The following is a 23071-nucleotide window of genomic DNA, read 5'->3' as shown; positions in this document are numbered from 1 at the left end:
TCTCCGGATTTTCGATGACGGGAGGTCAACTTGGCCAACGACGTTCAGAACACAACTCTCGGTACGACACTGACGGATATGGTTGCAGACATCGGCAAAAGTGTTGCCCAAGCCGCACAGCAGTTGAACGAAGATCAGTTGGCTGCTCTCAAAAGCTACCCCCCTGAATTGCTCGAGTTTGGAATTCCGCCAGTCTTTTATCATATGCAAGATGTCGACGTAGAATTGAAAGTCGTCATGGAGATGAGCAGCTCGGTCGAGGATGGCGGGCGCGGTGCAATCGCAGCGTTCTTCTTTGGGCCAAAACTCACACAAACCGATACGATCGACACTAAAAGCGCATCAACCATGCGGATGCGGTTTGCCCCTGGCCCAGTAAGCGATTCCCGCGTGGACGAGACACCCGATGGCTAAGAAAGAAAAACACCAGCCACTTGAGGTCCGAGTTACAGAACTGCCCGAGGCTTTTACGACCCTTCTTCAATCTCTTGCTGATCGCCTGACGGCGATGGAAACGCGCGAGGAAGAACTGCGGCAGACAATCTCGGATCTGCAAGAGCGGGTCGATAGATTGGAAGAGGGCGGCGAAATGATGGTCGGAGCTGGTATGCCGCCTGTTACGAATCCCATGTACGGCGCAACGGCATCAATGGATGCAGAGGATGAAGACACGCAATTGGTGGATCTGCAGGAGTTTTCCCAAGCCATTGGTGAGCAGATTTTGGCCGGATCCGAAGGCAGCAGCGACTTTACAATCGACAACGTAACGGTCGACGCCGCGGTGGGGCTTGGCCAGATAGGCGACCGCGCCCAGGTGGCGACCAATGCCAAGAAACAAGCCCTCAGCCAGAATTCATCCAGAATCACGTTCTCAGTGCGGCGGCGCTCGAACACTCAAATCATAAAATGATACCTTGGACTTTTAGAAAAGGAGTTTGGAAATGAGTATCGGGCAGGAGTTGTTAAACGTCCCTTTTGCGGAAATGGTTCAGAAGCTGGCCCTTTCTGTTGCTGAATCACAAAGCGAGTTGGATCGCCACTCGACTGATATGGCCAAATACATGGCCGATCAAAAAATTCTGCTTCCCGATCTCTCCAACCCCGAAGGCCCCGCCAAGGAATTCAGCCTCGTGTCGATGGGATTCCTCCCCGCATTCTATGCGGTGCAGGAGGCCGAGATAGAGGTCAAAATGGCGATCTCGATGACCAAACAGACCGAAAAATCAGGTAGCGCTTCAGTGAAAGGCGGCTGGGGGCCCGTGGCGGCCCAGGTCAACGCCAGCTATTCCTCGCGCTATGCCTATAGCCAGGAAGGTGCAAGCAGGCTGACCATAAAACTTGCCCCGGCCGATCCGCCGGTCCTGCTGCAAAAATACATGGAAGCTGTAACTCAGGCCATGCTGACCAAGGAACCGGTACTCAGCGACGATCCCGAACCTGAGCCGGCGCCGTCACCCGCACCACCGCAACCGGAAGGAAGACAGAACAAACAGCGTCGATCCTGACAGCAGCGTGCGCAGCAAGAACGGCGAGCGACGTTTTGACCAACTAAATTTGTCAGATTTCCTTGCATCCCCCTCAGAATCGTTTAATTGACCAAATCAGTCGGGTTAATACCCGCCACGATTTTCAATGTTGGGACAAATGATGCTGAAATCCTCTACCTGCGTTGCCGCCGCTCTGACGGCTTTGGTTGCTACCTCTGCCGCCGCCGAAGGTGAACTGAACCTGTACTCTTCACGCCACTACGACACCGACGAACGTCTCTATTCTGATTTCGAAGAGGCGACCGGCATCACCATCAACCGTATCGAAGGCAAGGCCGACGAACTCATTGCACGGATGGAAGCTGAGGGCGCCAACTCGCCCGCGGACATCCTGTTGACTGTAGACACCTCGCGTCTGGCGCGGGCCAAAGACGCGGGCATTTTGCAATCGATCGACAGCGCTGTTCTCGAAGAACGTATCCCCGCCAATCTGCAAGACAATGACAACCAATGGTTCGGCTTTTCGCAGCGAGGCCGCATTATCTTTTTCGACAAGGAAAACGTAGCCAACCCGCCGGCCACCTACGCCGATCTGGCGAAACCTGAATACAAGGGTCTGGTCTGCATCCGCTCGTCCAGCAACACATATAACCAGACGCTTCTGGCATCGATCATCACCCACGAAGGACCTGAGGCCGCCAAGGCCTGGGCCGAAGGCATCGTCGCCAACATGGCGCGCGATCCGCAGGGCGGCGACACCGACCAGCTGCGTGGCATTGTTTCGGGCGAATGTGATATCGCCGTGTCGAACACCTATTACTTTGCCCGCGCCATCCGCAAGGATGTCAAAGGCGTTTCGTCGGAAATCGACTCAATCGGCTGGGCGTTCCCTAACAACGACAGCACTGGCGCGCACATGAACCTGTCCGGAGCCGGTGTTGCCGCGAATGCACCGAACAAGGACAACGCGATCCTGTTCCTGGAATACCTTGCCAGCGACTCGGCCCAGCAATACTTCTCGGCCGGCAATGACGAGTTCCCGGCGGTGAACGGCGTCGCACTTGCGGACTCGGTCAAGTCACTGGGTGAGTTCAAGGCAGATGAAGTGAACCTGTCCGAGGTCGCAAAGAACCTTCCTGAAGCGCAAAAAATCTTTAACGAGGCTGGCTGGAAATAACCCAGCGCACGAGACCTTAACACTTTGAAGGGCGCAGAAACTTCTGCGCCCTTTTTTATTGCGTATTACATATTTTTGGAGAATAATCTCTATAATGAACGATTTTCTCACATATGAACATGCTGGATGATCTCTCGAACCGCCTCGCCAACCGTCTGAACGAACTGCGCCGGAGCCATGGGTGGTCACTGGACCAACTGGCCGAACACAGCGGCATCAGCCGCGCCACGCTTTCGCGGATGGAAAAGGGCGATGTCAGCCCGACCGCTGAAACGCTGGGGCGCCTCTGCGCAGCTTATGGCCTGCCGATGTCGCGTCTGCTGATGATGGTCGAAGACAGTTTCGACCCTCGCGTACCGTTCGAACGGCAACCCGAATGGCGCGACCCGGAAACCGGATTTACCCGTCGCTCGGTATCTCCGCCCGCCTCTGGGCTTAGCGGAGAGGTGCTGGAAGGTCACCTGCCCCCCGATGCGATAATCACGTACGATGCGCCACCAAAGCCTGGGCAAGAACATCACCTGATCATGTTGGACGGCGCGCTGAAACTGACCGTAGACGGCGTTGCCCATGATTTGAATGGCGGCGATTGCCTGCGCTATCACCTTGCGGGTCCCACGCGGTTTGAAACAACGCCCGCGCGTGGGGCACGATACCTATTGGTGCTGATATGATTACACGCATCGACGTTTGCAGCTTTGACACCGCCTTGGACGACCTGACCGATATCCTGCACGCTTGTGTACAGGACGGGGCCAGTATCGGGTTCATCCTGCCCTTTTCATCGGATCAGGCCCGATCCTATTGGCAAGACCGGGTGCGGCCCAACGTACAGACCGGCTCGCTGGACCTGTTCGTCTTTCGTGAAAACGAACGCATTGTGGGCACGGTGCAATTGATCCCCGCGACGATGCCCAACCAGCCACACCGGGCCGATGTGGCCAAACTGCTGGTTCACCCCAGCGCCAGACGCCGGGGTTTGGGGCGGGTCTTGATGGCGGCGCTTCAGGACCGGGCTATCCAGCTGGGCCGTACCTTGCTGGTGCTTGACACACGCAGTACAGACCCGTCACGCATCCTGTATCAAAGCCTAGGCTTTCAGATCGCCGGAGAGATCCCGGACTATTGCCGCAATCCGCTTGAGGACCGGCTAGAGCCTACGACCTATATGTACAAAAACCTAAGTTGATCCGGGCATCTGTTTCAAAAACGAAGAAACGGCAACTTATGACCCTGTGGCAGCGTTTCGGTTTCCGCAGGGATGACTGCAAGACCATCCGCCTGGGCCAGCATCGCAACCCGACCGCTGTATGAGGGTGCCATCAAACGCAGCCGTGGAACGCCGTCGGAAGTCGTGCCGTCGATCATGACCGGACGGTATTCCTGACGCCCTGCGTGGCGCTGCAGCGGTTCGGCCAGCACCGCCTGTTCCGGGGTTGGCGGCGTAGGACGCAGACCAGCCCGACGCGCCATCATGTGCGACCCGATGATCTGCCATGTCACAAAGGCCGAAACCGGATTGCCCGGCAGCCCGACATAAAGCGCGTCGCCGCGCCGACCGAACATGATCGGCTTACCAGGTTTCATGGCCACCTTCATCACGTCAATCTGGCCGCCAATGGCTTCAAACAGGCGCGGCATGTGATCTTCATCTCCCACCGAAACACCACCCGTTGTGACGATGAGATCGGTATCATCGCAGGCCTGCCGCAACACCTGCTCCAGCCGCTCGGGGTCATCTGCGACCGGGCCTATATCCATCAGATCAATCCACGGCTTTTTCAGCAAAGCCCGCAGCATATAGCGGTTCGAGTTGTAAATCTGGCCCGGGCCCAGCGGTTCACCGGGTTGTTGCAGCTCATTGCCGGTGGAAAAAAGGGTGACCTTCAGCTTCCGGAATACATTCACATCGCCATACCCGGCCGAAGCCAGTGCTGCAGCTTCGCGCGCGGTGATCTCGCATCCTTGCGACAGGATCGGGGCACCGGCCTTCAAGTCCTCCCCCGCGCGGCGGATATGTTGGCCAGGTTTGGGACGGCGGGTAAATCGGATACCTCCGGTAGTGGCCTCGCAATCCTCCTGCATCAGCACGGCGTCGAAATCGGCGGGCACCAGCGCACCGGTAAAAATGCGCAAGGCCGCACCCGCTGGCGCAACATGGGCACCGCTGTCCCCGGCGGCGACACGTCCTGCCACCGGCAGGGTGAACACGGGACCCTTGCCCAGATCAGCCGTGCGGACGGCATAGCCATCCATGGCGGAATTGTCGAAGGCGGGCATGTCCACCTTGCTGGTGCAATCCTCAGCCAACACCCGACCCGTCGCATCGATCAGGGAGACGGTTTCGGCCTTGGCAATCGGATCGGCAACGGCCAGTCCGCGAGCCAATGCCTCTGTCACCGTCCGATACATCCGAGCGTGCTGGTCGCAACCACATCCATCAGCCATTTGAGCCCTCCAACCGGTCAAACACCTCTTCCAACCCAGCGCGTTCAACGCGAGCCTCTTCTTAGTTGGAGCTTGGGCCGTCGACAGCCATCACACCCCCAAACTGTCCATGAGCACGGCAATCAGGATTGCACAGCCCGGCCAGCGATATGCCCCCAATGAACAACACTGGCGCAGAGCCGTCATTGACATAGGTCACGATCACTATTCGCGGGCGGTCAGAGGGAATGGCACCGGAGCGGCCTCCATCCGCGAGAGGGTTTGAGTTGGTTCAGAAATCCAGCCCGATATCGATGGTGCGATAGGAATGAGTCAGCGCCCCGGATGAAATGTAATCCACGCCGGTTGCCGCCACGGCGGCCACGGTGTCGCGGCTTATATTGCCCGATGCCTCGGTCACGATCCGGCCGTCGACCAGTGCCACCGCCTGTTTCAATGTCTCGGGTGGCATGTTGTCCAGCAACACGACATCGGCCCCGCCGACCTCCAGCACTTCGGCCAGTTGGTCCAGCGTGTCCACTTCGATCTCGACCTTCATCATGTGCGAGGCGCGGGCCTTGGTAGCCTCAAGCACGGCGCGTACCCCACCGGCAGCGGCGATGTGGTTGTCCTTGATCAGGATCGCATCGGACAGGGAAAAGCGGTGATTGAACCCGCCACCATGCAGAACCGCTTGTTTTTCGACAATACGCAGGCCGGGCGTGGTCTTGCGGGTGCAGGTGATGCGAGCATTGGCGCCTTTGGTCTCGGCCACCAGCGCCGCCGTCGCGGTCGCCACCCCGGCCATGCGCCCGGCATAGTTCAGCGCCACCCGCTCACCCGACAGGATCGAAGCGGCGCTGCCCTCAATTTCCATCAACGTATCACCTTTTGTGCAGCGTTGGCCGTCGGCGATGTGGGTGGTGACATGCAGTGTCGGGTCGACCAGACGGAACGCCAGCGCCGCCACCTGCATACCCGAGACCACCGCATCCTCGCGCGCGTTCAGCCGGGCAGAATAGGTGGCATCTGCAGGGATTACGGTCAGGGTGGTAACGTCGCCATTGGCACCCAAATCCTCCATCAGCGCGGACCGTACCATCGGTTCAAGGATCAAGTCGGGCAAAGCCGGGTAATTCATACTGTGTCCTTTGCAATACGGTCCCGCAGGGCAAGCGCCTCGCTCAGCGTCAGGGCCGAGCGCTGGCCGGGTCCGGGGGTAAGATCAGGGAAATCGGAACGGAAATGGGCACCGCGACTTTCTTCGCGCAGCAGCGCGGCAGCCGCGATCAGGGTGGCGGTGGCGGTCATGTTCAGAAACAGGTCAGAAACCGCATGCCGGGATTCCAACGCACCGATTTTCGTCAACGCTTGGCGCAGACCGGTACCATCGCGCACCACACCCACATGTTCGGTCATGGTTTCGCGCAGGGCGGCCACGTCCCGTTCATTGATCGGCTCACCACCGGCGGCAAAACAAATGTCCACCTCAGCCGCGTCCTGCGCACTCACAACGGTTGCAATGTCGCGCGCGCAAGAGCGGGCAAACACCAGCGCCTCAAGCAACCCGTTCGACGCCAGCCGGTTCGCCCCATGCAACCCAGTCGAGGCTGCCTCGCCACACACCCACAACCCTGTTAATGAGCTACGCCCGGCCAGATCGGTCTCAACCCCGCCCATGTGATAATGCGCCGAAGCGGTCACGGGGATGGGGTCGATCGCAGGATCGACACCGTTGCGCAAACAGGCCTCGGTGACCGAGGGGAATTGCCTAGCCATCTCGGCCCCGATGGCCTGGCGCGTGTCCAATGCCGGGCGTTTGCCCGCCTGCGCCTGCAGGTAAACGGCGCGCGCAACCGTGTCGCGGGGGGCCAGTTCAGCGTCAGGGTGGATGTCGGGCATAAACCGGTGGCCGGCGCTGTCGATCAGGATGGCACCGTCGCCCCGAAGCGCCTCGGTTGCCAATGGCGTCGGGTCTTCGCCCACGTCGATGGCGGTGGGGTGGAACTGCACGAATTCGGCATCTGCAATGCGCGCGCCTGCGCGAGCAGCCATGCCGATCCCCTGCCCGCGGATACGTGCAGGATTGGTGGTTTGGGCATAAAGGCCCGAGGATCCCCCCGTGGCCAGAACATGCGCTGATCCGCGCAGCAATATCGGCGGCGCATCGGCGGCATCGGCGCGGGTCAGGTAAACGCCGGTCACTTGTGTACCGTCGCTTTCCAGCCCAACGGCCTGCGCGCCCTCGATCACTTGAATCGACGGCGTTCGGCGCACCTCCTCGATCAGAGCACGCATGATCTCGGTTCCGGCCTGATCGCCCTTGACGCGGACCACGCGGGCTGCGGAATGCGCGGCCTCGCGCGATTGCACGAACCCACCATCGGCGGTGCGATCAAACCCGGTGCCCAAGTCGGACAGATCATAAATATGTTCCGGTGCGGCATTGGTGACGAACTCGGCCACCTCGCGCAGGACCGACCCGGCCCCGGCGCGCATGGTGTCGTCCGCGTGCGCTTCGGGGCTGTCCGTCCGCGCCATGGCAGCGGCAACGCCGCCTTGTGCCCAGGCCGAGCTTGCACCCGATCCAAGTGGTTCAGGCGAAATCATCACCACAGGGCAAGGGGCCAGCTTCAGGGCCGCATAGACTGCCGCCAGCCCGGCGCCGATGATGACCACACGCGGCGTCTCAACGCTCTGCATGTCGCGGATCAAATACCCAGCTGGCGTGACAAGTCGATCATGCGTTGCACCGACAGGCGGGCCTTGTCCGCCACTTCGGCGTCAACCTCGACCTGCCCTGTCATGGTATCAAGCGCGAACAGCACCTTCTCCAGCGTGATCTTCTTCATGTAGGGGCACATGTTGCAGGGGCCGACAAACTCAACCTCGGGCAGTGAATCCGCAATATTCGACGCCATCGAGCATTCGGTAATCAGCAGCGCCTTTTCCGGCTTTTCGTCCGAGACGTATTTGATGATACCGCTGGTGGAGCCCGAGAAATCTGCCTCGGCCACAACGTCCGGTGGGCATTCAGGGTGCGCAATCAGGCGGGTGCCCGGATTCCATTCCCGGAAATCGCGCAGATCTTGCGGGCTGTATTGTTCATGCACGATGCATGACCCTTCCCACCAGACCACATTTTTCTGCGGCACATCGCGTGCCACGTTCTGCGCCAGATACTGATCCGGCGTCATGATGACCGTGTGACTGTCTTGCGCCGCAACAATCTGGGCGGCATTCGACGAAGTACAACAAATATCTGACGCCGCTTTGACCTCGGCCGTGGTGTTCACATAAGACACAACCGGCGCACCTGGATACCGGCGGCGCATTTCCTCGATCCCTTCGGCGGTGATCGATTCCGCCAGCGAGCATCCCGCCTCCATATCCGGCATCAGGACCGTCTTGTCCGGGCTAAGGATCTTGGATGTCTCGGCCATGAAATGCACACCGCATTGCACAATCACATCCGCCTCGACCTCAGTCGCTTTGATCGCCAGTTGCAGGCTGTCGCCACCGAAATCCGAAATGCCATGGTAAATTTCGGGCGTCATGTAGTTATGGCCCAGAATGACCGCGTTGCGCTCGACCTTCAGGTCGTTGATCGCCTTGACATAGGGTGCATAGATCGCCCAATCGACGGGCGAAACCACGCGGGACATGCGGTCATAGATATCGCTCATGCTTGCGGCAAGCTCGGGCGATGGGGTCAGATCATATTTTTCGGAGAGATGCGCACGCTGCGCCGGTAGGTCGAACACGGGACTGTTTTTCTGCCTGATGGATTCGTGACGCACTTAATATGGGGTTTATCGTGGATTTACCACCACTCTTAAAAGAAGAATGTTCCAATATTCCCAGTTCTGGCGGAACTATCTTATCAATTCAGGCGCAACAGACCTTCTCGGCCCGCACCTCAAGCATCTCGGCGGCTGGTCTTGCCCGAGAAATGGTCGGCCACAAAGTCGATCAAGGCCCGCACGCGCTGCGGTAAAAACGGCATTTCCGGGCGTAAAATAAAGATCCCACCACCGGCATTCGGTTCAGCATGATCGGGCAAAACCGAGGTCAAGCGACCAGTGCGCAAGTCATTCGAGACAAGAAACTCCGGCAGCCAAGCAATGCCGCGCCCGGCGCAGCACGCTGCATGGAGCGCTTCGAGGCTGTTACATGAAAACCCCGGCCCAAGACGCGATATGGGACCCGCTGCTCCTGTGAATCCCCAATCCGACAGGTGTTTTTCCGGCCCCAGGCGTAGACATTTATGCGCGGTCAATTCCTGTGGTTGCTGCGGTTCGCCATGCCGCTCAAGATAGGTGGGCGCTGCACATGGTATCCGCCGATTGTTCATCAGTTTCCGCGACACAAGCGATGAGTCCGGCAAAACGCCGCTGCGGATCGCGATATCAAAACCTTCTCCGACCAGATCAACAACCTTGTCCGTCAACAGCATGTCAATCTCGACCTCGGGGTTGAGATCCATGAATTCAATGACCAGAGGGATCACGTGTCGCTGACCAAAAGCCGCCGAGCTTGTCAGGCGGATCGTTCCATGCAGGCTGTCGGCACCATCGGCAATGTCCTCTTCCAGTGCCGTCAGGCGGGCGAGAATCTCGCGCGCTTCCTCTACATATCGCTGTCCCGCCTTGGTCAAGGTCATGCGCCGAGTCGAGCGTATGAGAAGCGGCACCCGCAACCTCTGCTCTAGCTGATACACCCGCTTGCCCACGGCCGACGGGGTGTATCCCAATGCGCGGGCCGCAGCCGAGAAACTGCCGTGATCAACCACGGCCAGAAGAATTTCCAGTTCAGCCTTTTGTGCCATTTGATCCAAAAAATATCAAAAACTAATCCCATTCACTACATTATCAAAAGAGATTGTCCAAATTATCTAAGGTGGAGATCAAAAACCATGGAGAACCACCTTGCCCGCCACCTCGAACATCTCTCTCTTCACGCCGCTTACACTGCCGAACGGGCGTGTTTTGAAGCACAGGATCATCAAATCGGCCATGTCGGATTCACTGGCCGACGGTCGGGGCAACCCAACCGCTGCACAGATGCGTCTGTATGAACGTTGGGCAACAGGGGGTGTGGCCGCGTCAATTATCGGCGAGGTGCAAGGCGATCCTCATTTCCCCGAAAAGCCGGGTAATTTAGTGCTTGATGAACAAGCTGACTTGGCGGCCTTCAGCGATCTAGCCCGGCGCGGGTCGGCCGACGGCGCGCAGCTTTGGCTGCAACTCGGCCATGCCGGGGCGTTGGCCCATTTACCGATCAGCCAGCCCAGAGGCCCAAGTGCGATAGACTTCCCAGACTTTCGCAGCGAAGCCATGTCTTTGCCCGAAATCAGAGCAATCCCGGATCAATTTGCACGCACTGCCCATCTTGCAGCCAAACTTGGTTTTGGGGGCGTCCAGATCCATGCCGCGCATGGGTTTCTTCTGAGCCAGTTTCTCTCTCCCCTCTTCAACCGCCGGACGGATGCCTATGGCGGCGCAATCCACGCGCGGATGCGCCTGCTGATCGAAACGGTCGAGGCCGTTCGTGCCGCGGTGCCCCGCAATTTTACAGTTGCCGTCAAACTCAACGCCACCGATCAGCTGGACGGCGGTCTTTCAGAACAAGACGCGCTGAAGGTGGTTGCAGGGCTTGAAGGCAAAGGTGTTGATCTATTGGACATCAGCGGCGGAACTTATTTCCCGGGCGCTCCGTCCAGTTCTGATCGTACGTCCAAAGGCCCCTATTTCCTCGACTTCGTTCGTGCGGCGCGCGGTCTAACCGCGATCCCGCTTATGGCCACCGGAGGATTCAAGCGCCGTGACGAGGCAGAAGCTGCGATTATGGCGGGGGATGTGGATGCGGTGGGTATTGCACGAGGCTTTGTTCTTGATCCCGCTTTGCCCCGGACGTGGCAGGCGCGACAACACGAGGTCCCCTTCCCCCGCTTCACCACCCTTCCACCCGGAGGGATGACCGCGTGGTATACCATGCGCATGACGGATATCGGGTCGGATCGGGAAGGATCGGTGGATCGCGGTATTGCCCAGGCCATCACCGAATATGAAAACCGCGACGCACAGCGCGCAAGGATCTGGCAGAACCGGTTTAATTCCAGGTCAAAGCAAACCTGAGACAGCCGATCAGCAGGTTATGTGAAATTGCCCCCAAAAGCACCAAAACCGAACCAGTCGCGGTCTTGATTAAATTTTAGCGCAAATCCCTCATGAGTTGTGTTTTTTTGCCACAGCCCAGCAACCCAATTCAGATAAACCTGAGTTGAGATTGACTACCAAGATCAAAGGGATAGTCAGGATAAAGAATTTTTGGATTTGAGGTTTCGATTTCATATGGATGGGTTCTCATCTTCTCTGGGCCTACACCTTATAGCAGATTTTTTCGATGCAAGCGCACTATACGATCCTTCCCCAGCAGAAGAGACCCTGAGACGCGCGGCAATTGCTGCCAATGCTCAGGTTCTTGGGATCAACATGCGCGATTTCGGACAACGGGCAGGTTTCACAGGCATGGCACTTTTGGCCGAGTCGCACATCTCGGTCCACACCTGGCCCGAACACGGATATGCCGCCATCGATATCTTTATGTGCGGTGACGCAGAACCACAGCGCAGCTTAGAGGTTTTGAAGTCCTATTTCCGCCCCCAGCGCGTCGATGTGCAATCCATCAAGCGCGGTCTGATCGGACAGAGCAGACACCGGCTTGCGGCGGCGGGCTGCTAAAGGTCGGATGAAGGAACTGCGCAGATGCCCGGTCACGATAAGTCTCATACTATGCGCGATAATCGTTTATGCGCTGTGGGGTCCGGTTCGGCATTCCGGACCCATTGTGACGCTGCCCGATCATCTGTTGTTTTCGATCCGACATGGCAACCTGAACCATCTGACGCTCAATTGCCTGCTGATCCTTGTTGGCGGCAACCTCAGCGAACCGCACTTGGGCAGCGCCCGAACCGCAGGGCTTGTTATCCTTTGCGCCGTTGCCGGAACGACAACAGAATTCGCATTGGCCGGACCCGGCTTTGTGGGGCTGTCCAGTGTCGCCTATGGCTTGGTTTCCTATGGAGTGATTGCCACAAGCACACCGGGGCGACGCAGTTGGATGCTGGCGCTGATTGTCTTTGTCCTTATCGCCGAGCTGTTGTTTCTGCGCCCTCAGATTGCCGTTTTCACCCACAGCACATCCGCCTTGATCGGAGGAGGACTCGCCATGTTTAGCGCCCTGTTCGGCTCAAAAGGGCCAACCCTTAAACCCATGGAATGGCGGCATGTATCCCCGGCTGTCCAAATCATCGCCCAAACCGACGAAGATGATGCCGACGAAGCCGAAAACAAGTTCGTGCATGAAGGAACGGACAACATGTTCGTCCTGCAGGACCGCGGCGAGGTGCTGGGGCTGATCGGTTATTGCCTCGACGAAGACGCGCCGGACATCGCCTGGCTGTCCTGGACTTATCTGGATCAGGCGCATGCGGGCAAGGGGCTGGGAAGCCAGATGCTGAACGACCTGCTTGGCAAACTGGCCCAGATGCATGTCCGCAAGATTTTCATCGAAACCAGCGACTATGAAGAGTTTGGCAAAAAGCTCTATGCCGCGGCGCATAAACTGTATGAGGAATTCGGAGCCGAAGTCGAACTGACGGTACCCGGGTATCACGGCCCACGCGAAGCCAAGATCATCTATGGATTGGACAATCCCGAAGCGCCCGACATACAGGCGGCAGAGCCATCGCCAACCACTGGCCTGAGCTTCACCGACATTCACAAAGCCGCCGAAACGGACGACGTTGCCAGCCTGCGCTGGTGCGAAACCAGCAGCGGGCTGAGCGGGCTGGATCAACAGCTTTCGTTGGCGCGCGCGCAAAGTTATCGCATGGCCGTTCTGGCCATCCCGTCCGACCTGTCCAACGCCAACGCAACAGAACTGCAGGCCAATGGCCTGAAAAAATGCGGCGAGCTTAAAGAGTTCTACGGCAAAGACCTGCATCAGGTCTGGTGGAGCAGCAACCTTGGCGAAACCTGAATCACAGTCTCAAATCAATAGGAGAAGTTATGTTTGGAAACATTAAGACGATAGCCATTGTTGGCGTTGTGGGCTTTGTGGCCTATTCGATGTTTTTTAGCTCGAAGTCCGAGCAAACCGCCGATCTCGGGCAGGTTCTGGACCGGACCGAATTCGCGATCAACCAGTATCAGGAATACCTGGAAGCCAACAGCATCGCCGAAGCATCTGACGAGCAGGTGGATGAGTTCACCGGATACCTGGCTCAGGTCATGAACTCGGACCCGCGCTTTTATGACGAACCGCTTGGCATGGAGGTTCTGTCTGACGCCAAATTCTCGGGTTTTGTCGATCCGAACGCAAATGGCACGCGCGACTCGAGCGAGGGTGAGATTTTCACAATCGAGATTGACGAGGCCAACAACCGCCTGATCGCCACCGACACCACCGGCCAATCCGCGGGCTTGCGGTTCTCGGGGGCGGGATTCCTGGCGGGGGCTCTGATCGGCAACCTGATCAGCCGCCAACGCTCGGCCGGCATTACCGCGTCCAGCTTCAACAACCGGTCAGTGACACCGCGCAACAGCTACTCGGCCCCGCGCAGCGCCCGCTCGGGCGGTTTGCGCGCCGGTAAATAAGACGCCGCGACTACACCAAACCCCACTCAGACCCGGCGCGTTATCAGTGCCGGGTCTTCCCGTTTTCGGATTTTGAAATGACTGATACTCTGACACCGCGTTACACGGCGCTGCCCCGGCGGCAGGCAATGGTTCTTCTTGGCGCAATCCTTGTTGTTGCCCTTTGTGGCATTGTCTACGAATTGATCATCGGTACGGTGTCCAGCTATCTGCTGGGAAACTCGGTCTATCAGTTCTCACTTACGATCGGGTTTTTCATGTTTGCCATGGGCGTGGGGTCCTATGTGTCCCGTTTTTTCCACGGCAACCTGATCCAGACGTTCATTTGGGTTGAACTGATCCTGGCGCTGATCGGTGGTCTGTGCAGCGTGTCGCTGTTCATGCTTTTTCCTTATGCGCCCTGGTTTTACACGGTGGGTATGTTCACCTTCATCTCGGCCATCGGATTTCTGGTCGGGTTGGAAATACCGCTGCTGATGCGCGTATTGTCGGAAAGCAGTACAACGCGGGAATCCATCGCTGATGTGCTGTCACTAGACTATATCGGTGCGCTTGGGGGATCGGTTCTGTTTCCCATTCTGTTGCTGCCGTCGCTTGGGCTGATTTCATCCTCTTTCGCTATCGGTCTGACCAATGCCATGGTTGGCCTGCTCAGCGTCCTGTGTCTGCGCGACCAGTTGGATGCGCCCAAACGGATGCTGGCCTGTGCCATTGGTACCATAGTTTTGTTGTTCGCCCTGACCCTGGTGGCCGGGCGCATCACTGCATTTGCGCAGGATCATCTGTATTTTGATCGCATCGTCTGGCGCAAACAGTCCCAGTATCAGTCGTTGGTCGTTACCAATACTTGGCAAAAAAACGACGTGCGCCTGTACATTGATGGCCATCTGCAATTCGCTGAAACCGACGAATATCGCTATCACGAAGCGTTGGTCCACCCCGCCTTGTCCTGGGGGGATAGCACCCCAAAGTCGGTTCTGGTGCTTGGCGGTGGCGACGGTCTGGCCGTACGTGAAATCCTGAAACACCCCAGCGTTGAGCGTATCGATCTGGTCGATCTTGACCCAGCGATGACCGACCTGGGGCGCAATCTGGCCCCCGTCGCACGTCTGAATGACAACAGCATGGAGGCGTCCATACTAAACGTTCACAACACCGACGCTTTCAACTATGTCAAATCCACCGATCAGATCTATGACCGGATCATCATCGACTTTCCCGATCCTCATAGTGAGGCGCTGTCAAAACTGTATTCGGTCGAGTTCTACGCCATGGTTCAGGGCATTCTGTCCCAAAACGGCGTTCTGGTGACACAAAGCAGCTCACCTTTCTTTTCCCCCCATACCTATTGGACGATATCGGAAACCCTGTCCGAGATGTTCCCGCAGGTGGTGAACTATCAGATGTCGATCCCTTCTTTCGGGGTTTGGGGTTACAACCTTGCGACCAATGAACCCGCGTCTACGCTGGGGGATCTGCCCAAGGGTCTGAGGTTCATAACGCCTGAGGTTTTTCTGGCCGCGCAGGTGTTTCCCAGCGACATGTTGCCCAGACGCGAGCTTGCAGTGAATTCCATCTTTGACCCCGGCATCTACCAGGAATACGCCCGCGACGTTTCCGGCTATTGAGCCTGGACGCCAGTTGAATGTCGTCCACCTCTCAGATCAGGTCTAACAAGCGGACACTATCGAAAAAGGTCTGCATCGTCAGAGATGCTGTAGGGGCGCTCATAATGCTGCATCCCCGCCATTGATTTTACTCACAAAAATTGAAAACCTTCGCCCATAATATTGCGCGCCATTTGCGCATAAGTTTGCACGATTTGCCCATAGCATTGCGCGGTTCAAGAAACGCGCTCAATTGATAGTAGTCACCGCACATCTTCTTCAACTAAAACCGGGTGCTTTTCAATCAAGAGTGCATTCTGATTGGAAATATTCAACCCTGATCATAGGGAAGCAGTTCATTCGCAGGCTAGTGATAGATCCTCGCTTCAAGAATGGGCATTTCCGTAACTGCTAGGTGAGCGCGTTCAAACCGACGCGCTCACTTTGCTTGGTTTTGCTTGTCACTTCGGATTTAAGAGCGATGTATCACTCTGCGGCAACCGCTTCCTCTTCCAGTGCCGGGTAATCGGTGTATCCTTTTTCGTTACCGCCGTAGAGGGTAGTTGCATCTAGCTCATTCAGCGAGGCGTCTTTTTCCAGCCGACTGACAAGATCCGGGTTGGAAATGAACGGTCGGCCAAAAGCCACCAGATCGACGGCACCGGTCTCAACCGATTCAATCGCCATTTCGCGATCATAAGCGTTGTTGCCCATTTTCGCACCGTCAAACAATTCATAGAGCGCCTTTAGATCGCCACCTTCAGGAATATCGCGCGGGCCGCCGGTCTGTCCTTCCACGAGATGGAGATAGGCCAACCCATAGCTATTCAACAATTTGATCGCATGGGAGAACGTCGCCTGCGGGTCGCTGTCGGAGATGTTGTTGGCGTCCGAGAACGGGCTGAGGCGAACACCAACGCGGTCGGCGCCCCACACGTCGACAACCACGTCCATGACTTCCTTCAGGAATCGCGCTCTGTTCTCGACAGGACCGCCGTATTCGTCTTCACGCCTGTTGGACTCGTCCCGCAGGAACTGATCGATCAGATATCCATTGGCTGCGTGGACCTCGACACCGTCGAAACCAGCCTCTTTGGCGTTTTCCGCGGCCCTCCGGTAGTCGGAAACAATGTTCGCAATTTCTTCGATGGCCAGAGCCCGCGGTTCAGATGTTTCAACAAACTGCTCACCATCAAACGTCTTGGCCTTAGCTCCAATTGCGGATGGTGCAACAGGGGCGCCACCATCCTGCTGCAAGCTGTAATGCGAAATCCGGCCCACATGCCAAAGCTGGATTACAATCTTCCCGTCCTTGGCATGGACGGCCTCAGTCACTTTTTTCCAGCCGTCGATCTGCGTTTCGGAATAAATGCCGGGCGTCCAGGCATAGCCCTTGCCTTGGGGCGAGATTTGCGAAGCCTCCGTGATGATCAGACCTGCACCCGCCCGCTGGGCGTAGTACTTGGCCTGCAATTCATGGACACTGTCATCCTCGGCTCTTGCCCGGTTGCGGGTCAATGGCGCCATGACAATGCGGTTTTTCAGCTCGATTGCACCAGCTTTGATGCCGGAGAACAGTTTTTCATCAGCCATTGCTGCTTCCTTCTTTGGTAAACTTCGTTCAGATATTATTGGACCAATCAGTCCAATATTAGGGTCACTGTCTTTTGATTGAGTTTGTTTCAGGTTTCATTTCCTTATGGTGGCGGGAGGCCTTATGGCGAAATCACCAGCCGGGCTTGTTTCAGGGTTTGCGATATCTGCTCAGCGGGAACGCCCGCCTTGCGCAAGGCTAGTGTTCCGATTGCAAGGGACGCAAAGGCGCGTGCCTTGTCGAGGGCCTGTCCCGGATCCGAAGGCTCAAGCGCTCTCGCAATAATCTCGTCAATATTCTCCAAATGCTGCCGCCCGAGAGCCGCCACTTCATCATCATGAGGAGCAAGTTCCGTCAGGCAGTTGATAAGCATGCAGCCATCACGACCGCCTTGCGGGTTCGCCAAAGCTTCCATTATCGCACCAACAGGGTCATCTCCGCCCGCGTCAGCAACGTCACGCAGCGCTTTCAAACCACGCCTTGAATAGTGGCTGAGGGCTTTGTGAAACAAAGCCTGCTTGTTGCCGAACGCTCCATAGAAGCTGGACCGACTCAAACCCATGGCCTTGGTCAGATCATCCACGGACGCGGTCTCGTAGCCCTTGTGCCAGAATACACACAAGGCTTTTTCCAATGCCTCAGCTTCGTCAAAGGCACGAGGTCTACCTGGACCTGCGGACGATTTGCTGTCGCCATTTGGGAGAGTTTTTTTGCTCATGCGCATGATTTGGAATGATTGGTCCAGAAATTCAAGGTGGCGGTAGGAAATTTTTGGAATGGTCAGTCCGTATTGTGACCAGAGAAAGGAATCTAGGTCGGTAGAAATACAAAACCTCCCCATCCCGGTGGGTGTCACGCTAATCTTAGGATCTGGACTGTTTGTCTTTTTGCGGGAGCGTCAGACGAGGAGGATCGTGATCGTAGAAAAGGGAGCCCGCGCTCGGTACTAGTTTCCAACACTGGACTGAGTGACTGGCGGCTTTGTCCAACGCGCTGATCTTGATCACTCACAAACCAGAGATTGGTTCGGTAGATTCATGGCCAATGCCATCATCTTGTGAGGATTACTACTCCAATGAGTAACAAAGCCAGGAATTCAGAACTGGTTTTACGAGCATCAGAACGGCGGGTTATCGTAAGCAAACCAACAATAATTTCAGCGCGCTAGGTAAAAAAACGAGGTTAGCTGAAGTTTAATTTGCCCAATGTGAACTTCTTAACTTTGGTTAGAACGGTTTTTTGGCAGTATCGTTTCATGAGTTGTTAGTGAGTTCAGTGAGTGAGTAGATGTATTTGCATAAATTCGAGGGGCATTGTTGCGCGGTCAATGACATCCGGATGGATGATTTTGCGCGTAAGTATCCGTTGCTGGACGATGTAGGCGTGCACGCACAATGGCAGAAGGGCTCCTGGCAGATCACGCGGATAGCTGACATCTGGACACGAACCGGGAAGGTACTTTCTTTACCTTACAAAGGAGCCAACGCCTATCCATCTTTCCAGTTTGCTCAGGATGGAACCCCGCTTCCTTTGATGGAAAAAGTGTTGAAAGCCCTGCCACGTGAAATGACCCCGTGGCAATGCGCGTTCTGGTTAACCTCACCCAAACTGGAACTCGGAGGGGAAAGCCCGGCAAATCGCATTCAGATCGGCGATGATTGCATAGTCGGTATCGCAGGCGATGCTGGTGGTCTGAAGGCAGCTTAGTGTTAGCTTTTGGTCACTCATACGTCGTACAGCATCTGGCAAATTCGTGTCTCCCCTGCTTTTTCTGCCTCCGGCAAGAATAGCGAGATCAGGGCACTTAAATGTCCATTCTCTTCTGAGAATTCAGAGACAATACCAAGCAGCCCATCCATAAATACGAATGGCCAAGAGCATACTGAAATACGGGTACTAACTAGGTCTTCGAATATCGATACCCGTTGGAGAAAATCCCACCGACAAGTACAACTGCTCTGCAAATCTGTTATCTGCCGCTACGCGTAGCGGAAATTCAACAAACTCGGTTTCTGCATATTTCTGTCAAACAGACTTCACCGCTCAAACACAGCCATCATCTGCCTGCGCAATCGCGCCAGATCCTCATCCACACTAGCGGTAGGATCGCACGCGAATGTTGGCAATGCCTCCACACGGATCGTCCCGCTGCGCGGTAAATGTTTGCCGCGTGGAAGTAGACTATCGCTGTCATGGATGACAATAGGGGTGATCGTGCGACCGGTTTCTCGGGCGACTAAGACAGCACCCGCTTTAAAGTCCCCGAGCGATTCCGTTTTGGATCGGGTGCCTTCTGGGAATAGCACGATGGAACAGCGGGCAGGCATTTCTCTGACAGCCTTTATCAGCGTATCCATGGCCGTTGAGCCGGAGTCTCGGTTGATAGGGACGAGACCCGCTCCATCAAAACCAGTGCGCAGGAGTTTGCTGTTCCAGAACTCTGACTTCGCCGCGAAAGTGAACCATTTGGTGTCAGGCACAACGTGCATGAGACTGAAGCCATCGAGATGGCTACGGTGGTTGACCACGATGATGCTGTTGGTGTCGGCGGCGAGGGCATTCTTTTCCTCAGGACGCATCTCGACGCGGATGCTGAGGAGCCACAGCAGGCGTGAACATGACCGTTTCACCAGGCGCCAATACCAACCCCGAAACCCTCTGCGCCGAACGCAAAGAAGAGGGACAAAGGCCACGAAGAGGAAATAAAACAGGCCGATAAGAACCAGTATAGCGCGCTTGATTAGGCGTATTGGCAAAGGGTCAATGGCGCGAGTGGCGCGGTCTTGACCGTCAGGTGAAAGGGGCATGACGTCCTCTGATAGGGCCTGTGGCAGGTGTGTAAGCCGTGAATAAAGGCCTCCGGAGGTCCTCCGGCAGCGCTTTGACATGCGCCACTTGAGAAGGAAGACAGCCACCGCACACCTCTCTATCTGTCGAAGTCAGTGCCAGATCAATGAGAAAAGACGACGTTGGGGAATGTATCTTGGTGTTTTTGAGCGACTTGAGTACCAACTGGCCAGCCTTGGCCTGGAAAACCGGCAAGAGATCTTATTGCTTGCTATCCGCAAAGCAACGACAGTCGGTAAGCTCTCAGTGGTAGGAAAAATTGCTCCCTAAGGGTAACAGGGTTGTAAATGATGGCTCGCTTACTCGAGTGGAAGTTCGATACATCGTCGATAGACACCATCCGGTTTGGAATGCCCTCAAACAAGTGTTTCTTTGATTTAAGGCGATAAGCTGCAAATATCGGCACCGGCAATAGTCCGGCATCGTCGATCTGGCGCACCGTTCGCAGCCTGTCGTAATCATCTTCATCGTTCAGCCAGGCCACATTGACAGGGTTTCTCGCAGGAATTAGGGGTGCGGCTGTTGTGAGATCCGCAATCGTCTTTCCTGTCGCCTCAAGTGAATAGAAATTCAAATCCATCAAGGAAACCATCCTTTGAAAGGGCTGAGAATTCATTGGGAGGGCGGTTGGCTAGAACCCGTGCATTCGTTTGGCCCATTGGTATCCAACAATCAGGCCCTTCATGACCGGCAGCAGTGCCAAGGCACCGACTACTGCGATGACCGACATGCTCAAAGCCAAGACCCAGGGTTCTGGCCTCCATGTCACCCATGCGATGTGCAACGCGAACCCCATAAGGTGGCCAACGATCAAGATCGTAAGATAAGCCGGACCATCATCCGCCCGCTGATGACTCAGATCCAAGCCGCAATTCGAGCACTCATCGTTCACTTTGATGTAACTATGAAGCAGTTTTCCTTCCCCGCATCTGGGGCACTTGAGGCGCATCCCATTCATGATCGCGGGTTTGATAGGGCGCTCTTTGCTGTCGTCGTGGGCGTCAATTGCAAGTTCGGACATCTTCGATCTCCTTCGGTTGCGCCTCAGATAGTTCATCTTCTGACAAATTGCAATCAATAACCAATCAATGTTATAGTAGATGCGACAATATATTGAAACTCACTTTAAATAATGGTAAAAGTGACAGAAACAATCTCCTGCATTGAATGGATCTAAGCCTTGAAGTCATGGATGCCGAATCTGCGTGACGACGGAAAGCCGCTCTACGTCCAGATCGCGGAAGCAATCAGACATGATGTAGAAACGGGTGTTCTTGATGCAGGTGACAGGCTTCCGCCTCAACGCAGCGTCGCCAAGCTAGTTGGTTTGGATTTCACAACTGTGTCACGCGGATACTCTGAAGCCGCAAAGCGAGGGTACATCGATACCTTTGTTGGGCGAGGGTCGTTTATCCGAAAGCATGAAGAAACATCAGAAAAAGCAGACCCGCGTCGCGCGCTGGAAGAAGACCCGAACATGAACATGCCCCCGGAGCCAGACGATCCGGCTCTTGTGGCTCGCATGGAGCAAGGCCTCACGCATGTTGCCGCGAACCTTATTCCCCTGCTTCGCTATCAGTCCATAACCGGCAGCCGGCAGGACCGGGAAACCGCGGCGCGCTGGATGAACATCAATGGTATCGACGTTACCGCAGACCATTTGGCAATCACTCCTGGCGCACATGCCAGCCTACTGTCGATCCTGACGCTGCTCACCAAGCCTGGAGACACCGTGATCTGTGAGCGTGTGACCTATCCCGGTATTCGCGCCATAGGCGCTCAACTTGGCATCCGGCTTATTGGCGTGAGATCAGACGACAGCGGTATTCTCCCTGAGGAGTTGGATGCGGCCATTCGAGAATATGCGCCCACTGCTCTGTATCTGAATCCAACGTTGCAAAACCCCCTGACGCTTACAATTCCAATGGAGAGGCGTGAGCAGATCGCATCCGTATTGCGAAAGCATGGCGTGCCTTTGATTGAAGACGACGCTTGTCGCTTTGTGTCTTCGGATGCGCCGCCATCTATCTCACAGCAGATTCCCGAATTGGGGTGGTACATCGCGGGTCTTTCGAAATGCCTTGGCGCTGGTTTGAGGCTGGCACTCACGGTGGTTCCATCAGGTCTGTCGAGAACACACTTCACTCGGGCCTTGCAGGCATCGAATGTCATGGCGTCACCGATCACAACAGCTCTGATGGCGCGATGGATCGAAGATGGTACAGCCGCGGCGGTACAAAAGTTCGTCCGCAAGGAGGCGAGCCGCAGACAGAACTTGGCGGCCAAGATCATGCAGGACCAAGACTTCATAGGCGGCACCGAAGCTTTCAATATCTGGCTCAAGCTGCCCGAAGGATCCAGCCGAGCTGATGTGATGAGTCACATGGCCAATCGCCAAATCGGGGTGATGCCGAGCAATGCCTTTACGGTGACAGGAGCGCCCGATGAAGCGGTCAGGGTATGTCTGGGAGGACCAATTTCATCTAGCCAACTGACTGAAGATCTCGAAGCATTAAACTATGCGATCACCCACCAAAATTGGGTGCCCTAAGCTGATAGGCGGTGCCGAAAAACTGAAACGACCTTCGTCTCAGTTCTTCAATTTGCTTTACGGTTATTGTTTATTTTTATACACTTAGCACCAGATTGGTAAATCGTTGAATGTCTGCTGATCTGACAGGTCGATGCTGAACAATGACGTGCCAGTAGAGCGGCGCGATAAACATATCCAGGATCATTTGCCGATCTGTGTCTTTTGTCAGCTCACCACGCTCAATAGCTCTGTCCAACATGACCATAGCTTGGGCTCGGCGATCTCGCGTCACACTCTCAAGTAATTCTGCCAATTCATCAGAACGGGCGTGCTCAGCATGCAGGTCGGGTAGAATCCGCCTCACAAGCGGATGACGCAGAGTTGCAGCCATCCTGCGCATAAGCCTGGCAACGTCCTTCTCAAAGGATCCTGTGTCCGGAATTGGAGTGATATTTGTAGCCGCTGATTTCACCGCTTCGGTCACCAGTTCAAACTTGGATTTGCTCCTTCGATAGAGCGCCGCCTTTCCGACACCTGCGCGAGCCGCAATGCGCTCCATTCGTAGAGCCGAGTAACCCGTTTCCGCCCATTCCTCGAACAAGGCGCGCTGGATTGCTTCCGTCACCGTGTCTTGCAAAACGGCGGCCCCGGCTGGCTTCCGGCGCGGCCGATCGAGATTTTTTACGTCGGAACTCTTGCGTTCCATTGTGATTCTCCCATATAAAGGACGAAACGGTAT

General features: G+C 56.0%; 24 protein-coding genes. 13 read left to right on the top strand and 11 right to left on the bottom strand.

Annotation, left to right across the window (positions count from 1 at the left end; genetic code table 11):
* Positions 1 to 30 precede the first annotated feature (30 nt).
* From ACR0JB_RS15305 to ACR0JB_RS15280, 6 genes are all read left to right on the top strand, one after another.
* Complete coding sequence (locus ACR0JB_RS15305) at positions 31 to 414, top strand: hypothetical protein (RefSeq protein ID WP_170399968.1); 384 nt, start codon at positions 31 to 33, stop codon at positions 412 to 414.
* Entirely contained in the window at positions 407 to 910 is a 504-nt protein-coding gene (locus ACR0JB_RS15300; RefSeq protein WP_170399966.1) for a p24 family protein, read from the top strand. Before ACR0JB_RS15305 ends, ACR0JB_RS15300 begins: the two co-directional genes overlap by 8 nt.
* Before the next feature lie 31 nt (positions 911 to 941).
* On the top strand, positions 942 to 1505 hold the full coding sequence (locus tag ACR0JB_RS15295; RefSeq protein ID WP_170399964.1) for a hypothetical protein: 564 nt from the start codon (positions 942 to 944) through the stop codon (positions 1503 to 1505).
* A gap of 142 nt (positions 1506 to 1647) precedes the next feature.
* A complete protein-coding gene (locus tag ACR0JB_RS15290) occupies positions 1648 to 2664 on the top strand; it encodes a Fe(3+) ABC transporter substrate-binding protein (RefSeq protein ID WP_170399962.1) in 1017 nt (338 codons plus the stop codon).
* A gap of 119 nt (positions 2665 to 2783) precedes the next feature.
* The gene (locus ACR0JB_RS15285) at positions 2784 to 3338 is read left to right on the top strand and encodes a helix-turn-helix transcriptional regulator (RefSeq protein WP_170399960.1); all 555 of its coding nucleotides are present in this window, start codon (positions 2784 to 2786) and stop codon (positions 3336 to 3338) included.
* Entirely contained in the window at positions 3335 to 3853 is a 519-nt protein-coding gene (locus tag ACR0JB_RS15280; protein WP_170399958.1) for a GNAT family N-acetyltransferase, read from the top strand. Before ACR0JB_RS15285 ends, ACR0JB_RS15280 begins: the two co-directional genes overlap by 4 nt.
* Before the next feature lie 14 nt (positions 3854 to 3867).
* Here the strand turns inward: ACR0JB_RS15280 and ACR0JB_RS15275 are convergent, their stop codons facing one another.
* The 5 genes from ACR0JB_RS15275 to ACR0JB_RS15255 all read right to left on the bottom strand — a co-directional run bounded on the left by ACR0JB_RS15275 (position 3868) and on the right by ACR0JB_RS15255 (position 9919).
* Positions 3868 to 5112, bottom strand: coding sequence for a molybdopterin molybdotransferase MoeA (locus tag ACR0JB_RS15275; protein WP_170399956.1), 1245 nt, complete (start codon positions 5110 to 5112; stop codon positions 3868 to 3870).
* Positions 5113 to 5383: 271 nt separating this feature from the next.
* The gene (gene nadC / locus ACR0JB_RS15270; protein ID WP_170399954.1) at positions 5384 to 6232 is read right to left on the bottom strand and encodes a carboxylating nicotinate-nucleotide diphosphorylase; all 849 of its coding nucleotides are present in this window, start codon (positions 6230 to 6232) and stop codon (positions 5384 to 5386) included.
* The gene (locus ACR0JB_RS15265; RefSeq protein ID WP_170507809.1) at positions 6229 to 7794 is read right to left on the bottom strand and encodes an L-aspartate oxidase; all 1566 of its coding nucleotides are present in this window, start codon (positions 7792 to 7794) and stop codon (positions 6229 to 6231) included. Before ACR0JB_RS15265 ends, nadC begins: the two co-directional genes overlap by 4 nt.
* 8 nt (positions 7795 to 7802) lie before the next feature.
* Positions 7803 to 8855 carry a quinolinate synthase NadA gene (nadA, locus tag ACR0JB_RS15260; RefSeq protein WP_170352018.1) on the bottom strand — a complete coding sequence of 351 codons (1053 nt, stop codon included), beginning with the start codon at positions 8853 to 8855 and terminating at the stop codon, positions 7803 to 7805.
* A 155-nt stretch (positions 8856 to 9010) separates the two neighbouring features.
* The gene (locus tag ACR0JB_RS15255; RefSeq protein WP_170379613.1) at positions 9011 to 9919 is read right to left on the bottom strand and encodes a LysR family transcriptional regulator; all 909 of its coding nucleotides are present in this window, start codon (positions 9917 to 9919) and stop codon (positions 9011 to 9013) included.
* A 100-nt stretch (positions 9920 to 10019) separates the two neighbouring features.
* On the opposite strand from ACR0JB_RS15255, the gene ACR0JB_RS15250 reads away from it, so the two are divergent.
* From ACR0JB_RS15250 to ACR0JB_RS15230, 5 genes are all read left to right on the top strand, one after another.
* On the top strand, positions 10020 to 11228 hold the full coding sequence (locus ACR0JB_RS15250; RefSeq protein WP_170399950.1) for an oxidoreductase: 1209 nt from the start codon (positions 10020 to 10022) through the stop codon (positions 11226 to 11228).
* A gap of 216 nt (positions 11229 to 11444) precedes the next feature.
* The gene (gene speD, locus ACR0JB_RS15245) at positions 11445 to 11834 is read left to right on the top strand and encodes an adenosylmethionine decarboxylase (RefSeq protein ID WP_170352021.1); all 390 of its coding nucleotides are present in this window, start codon (positions 11445 to 11447) and stop codon (positions 11832 to 11834) included.
* Between the two features lie 106 nt (positions 11835 to 11940).
* Positions 11941 to 13134, top strand: coding sequence for a GNAT family N-acetyltransferase (locus ACR0JB_RS15240; RefSeq protein ID WP_170399948.1), 1194 nt, complete (start codon positions 11941 to 11943; stop codon positions 13132 to 13134).
* A 29-nt stretch (positions 13135 to 13163) separates the two neighbouring features.
* Positions 13164 to 13751 carry a hypothetical protein gene (locus ACR0JB_RS15235; RefSeq protein ID WP_170399946.1) on the top strand — a complete coding sequence of 196 codons (588 nt, stop codon included), beginning with the start codon at positions 13164 to 13166 and terminating at the stop codon, positions 13749 to 13751.
* A 77-nt stretch (positions 13752 to 13828) separates the two neighbouring features.
* Positions 13829 to 15379, top strand: coding sequence for a polyamine aminopropyltransferase (locus ACR0JB_RS15230; protein ID WP_170399944.1), 1551 nt, complete (start codon positions 13829 to 13831; stop codon positions 15377 to 15379).
* Between the two features lie 465 nt (positions 15380 to 15844).
* Here ACR0JB_RS15230 and ACR0JB_RS15225 read toward each other — a convergent pair whose 3' ends face one another.
* On the bottom strand, positions 15845 to 16951 hold the full coding sequence (locus ACR0JB_RS15225; protein WP_480790049.1) for an alkene reductase: 1107 nt from the start codon (positions 16949 to 16951) through the stop codon (positions 15845 to 15847).
* Positions 16952 to 17073: 122 nt separating this feature from the next.
* Positions 17074 to 17808 (bottom strand): TetR/AcrR family transcriptional regulator, encoded by a 735-nt coding sequence (locus ACR0JB_RS15220; RefSeq protein ID WP_425082507.1) that lies wholly within the window; start codon positions 17806 to 17808, stop codon positions 17074 to 17076.
* 482 nt (positions 17809 to 18290) lie between these two features.
* Here ACR0JB_RS15220 and ACR0JB_RS15215 point away from each other — a divergent pair, with 482 nt between their 5' ends.
* Positions 18291 to 18659 (top strand): hypothetical protein, encoded by a 369-nt coding sequence (locus tag ACR0JB_RS15215; RefSeq protein ID WP_480790048.1) that lies wholly within the window; start codon positions 18291 to 18293, stop codon positions 18657 to 18659.
* Positions 18660 to 18988: 329 nt separating this feature from the next.
* Here the strand turns inward: ACR0JB_RS15215 and ACR0JB_RS15210 are convergent, their stop codons facing one another.
* From ACR0JB_RS15210 to ACR0JB_RS15200, 3 genes are all read right to left on the bottom strand, one after another.
* The gene (locus ACR0JB_RS15210) at positions 18989 to 19759 is read right to left on the bottom strand and encodes a lysophospholipid acyltransferase family protein (protein WP_170399936.1); all 771 of its coding nucleotides are present in this window, start codon (positions 19757 to 19759) and stop codon (positions 18989 to 18991) included.
* A 251-nt stretch (positions 19760 to 20010) separates the two neighbouring features.
* On the bottom strand, positions 20011 to 20382 hold the full coding sequence (locus tag ACR0JB_RS15205; protein WP_480790047.1) for a hypothetical protein: 372 nt from the start codon (positions 20380 to 20382) through the stop codon (positions 20011 to 20013).
* 48 nt (positions 20383 to 20430) lie between these two features.
* Complete coding sequence (locus ACR0JB_RS15200; protein ID WP_170399932.1) at positions 20431 to 20820, bottom strand: DUF983 domain-containing protein; 390 nt, start codon at positions 20818 to 20820, stop codon at positions 20431 to 20433.
* A 171-nt stretch (positions 20821 to 20991) separates the two neighbouring features.
* On the opposite strand from ACR0JB_RS15200, the gene ACR0JB_RS15195 reads away from it, so the two are divergent.
* Positions 20992 to 22350, top strand: coding sequence for an aminotransferase-like domain-containing protein (locus ACR0JB_RS15195; RefSeq protein WP_217354407.1), 1359 nt, complete (start codon positions 20992 to 20994; stop codon positions 22348 to 22350).
* A gap of 76 nt (positions 22351 to 22426) precedes the next feature.
* Here the strand turns inward: ACR0JB_RS15195 and ACR0JB_RS15190 are convergent, their stop codons facing one another.
* Positions 22427 to 23038, bottom strand: coding sequence for a TetR/AcrR family transcriptional regulator (locus tag ACR0JB_RS15190; RefSeq protein WP_170399928.1), 612 nt, complete (start codon positions 23036 to 23038; stop codon positions 22427 to 22429).
* Positions 23039 to 23071 lie beyond the last annotated feature (33 nt).

It is taken from the genome of Ruegeria sp. BI7, assembly GCF_056537925.1.
Note: the sequence above shows the minus strand (reverse complement) of the source record. Positions and strands in the feature narration are given on the sequence as shown.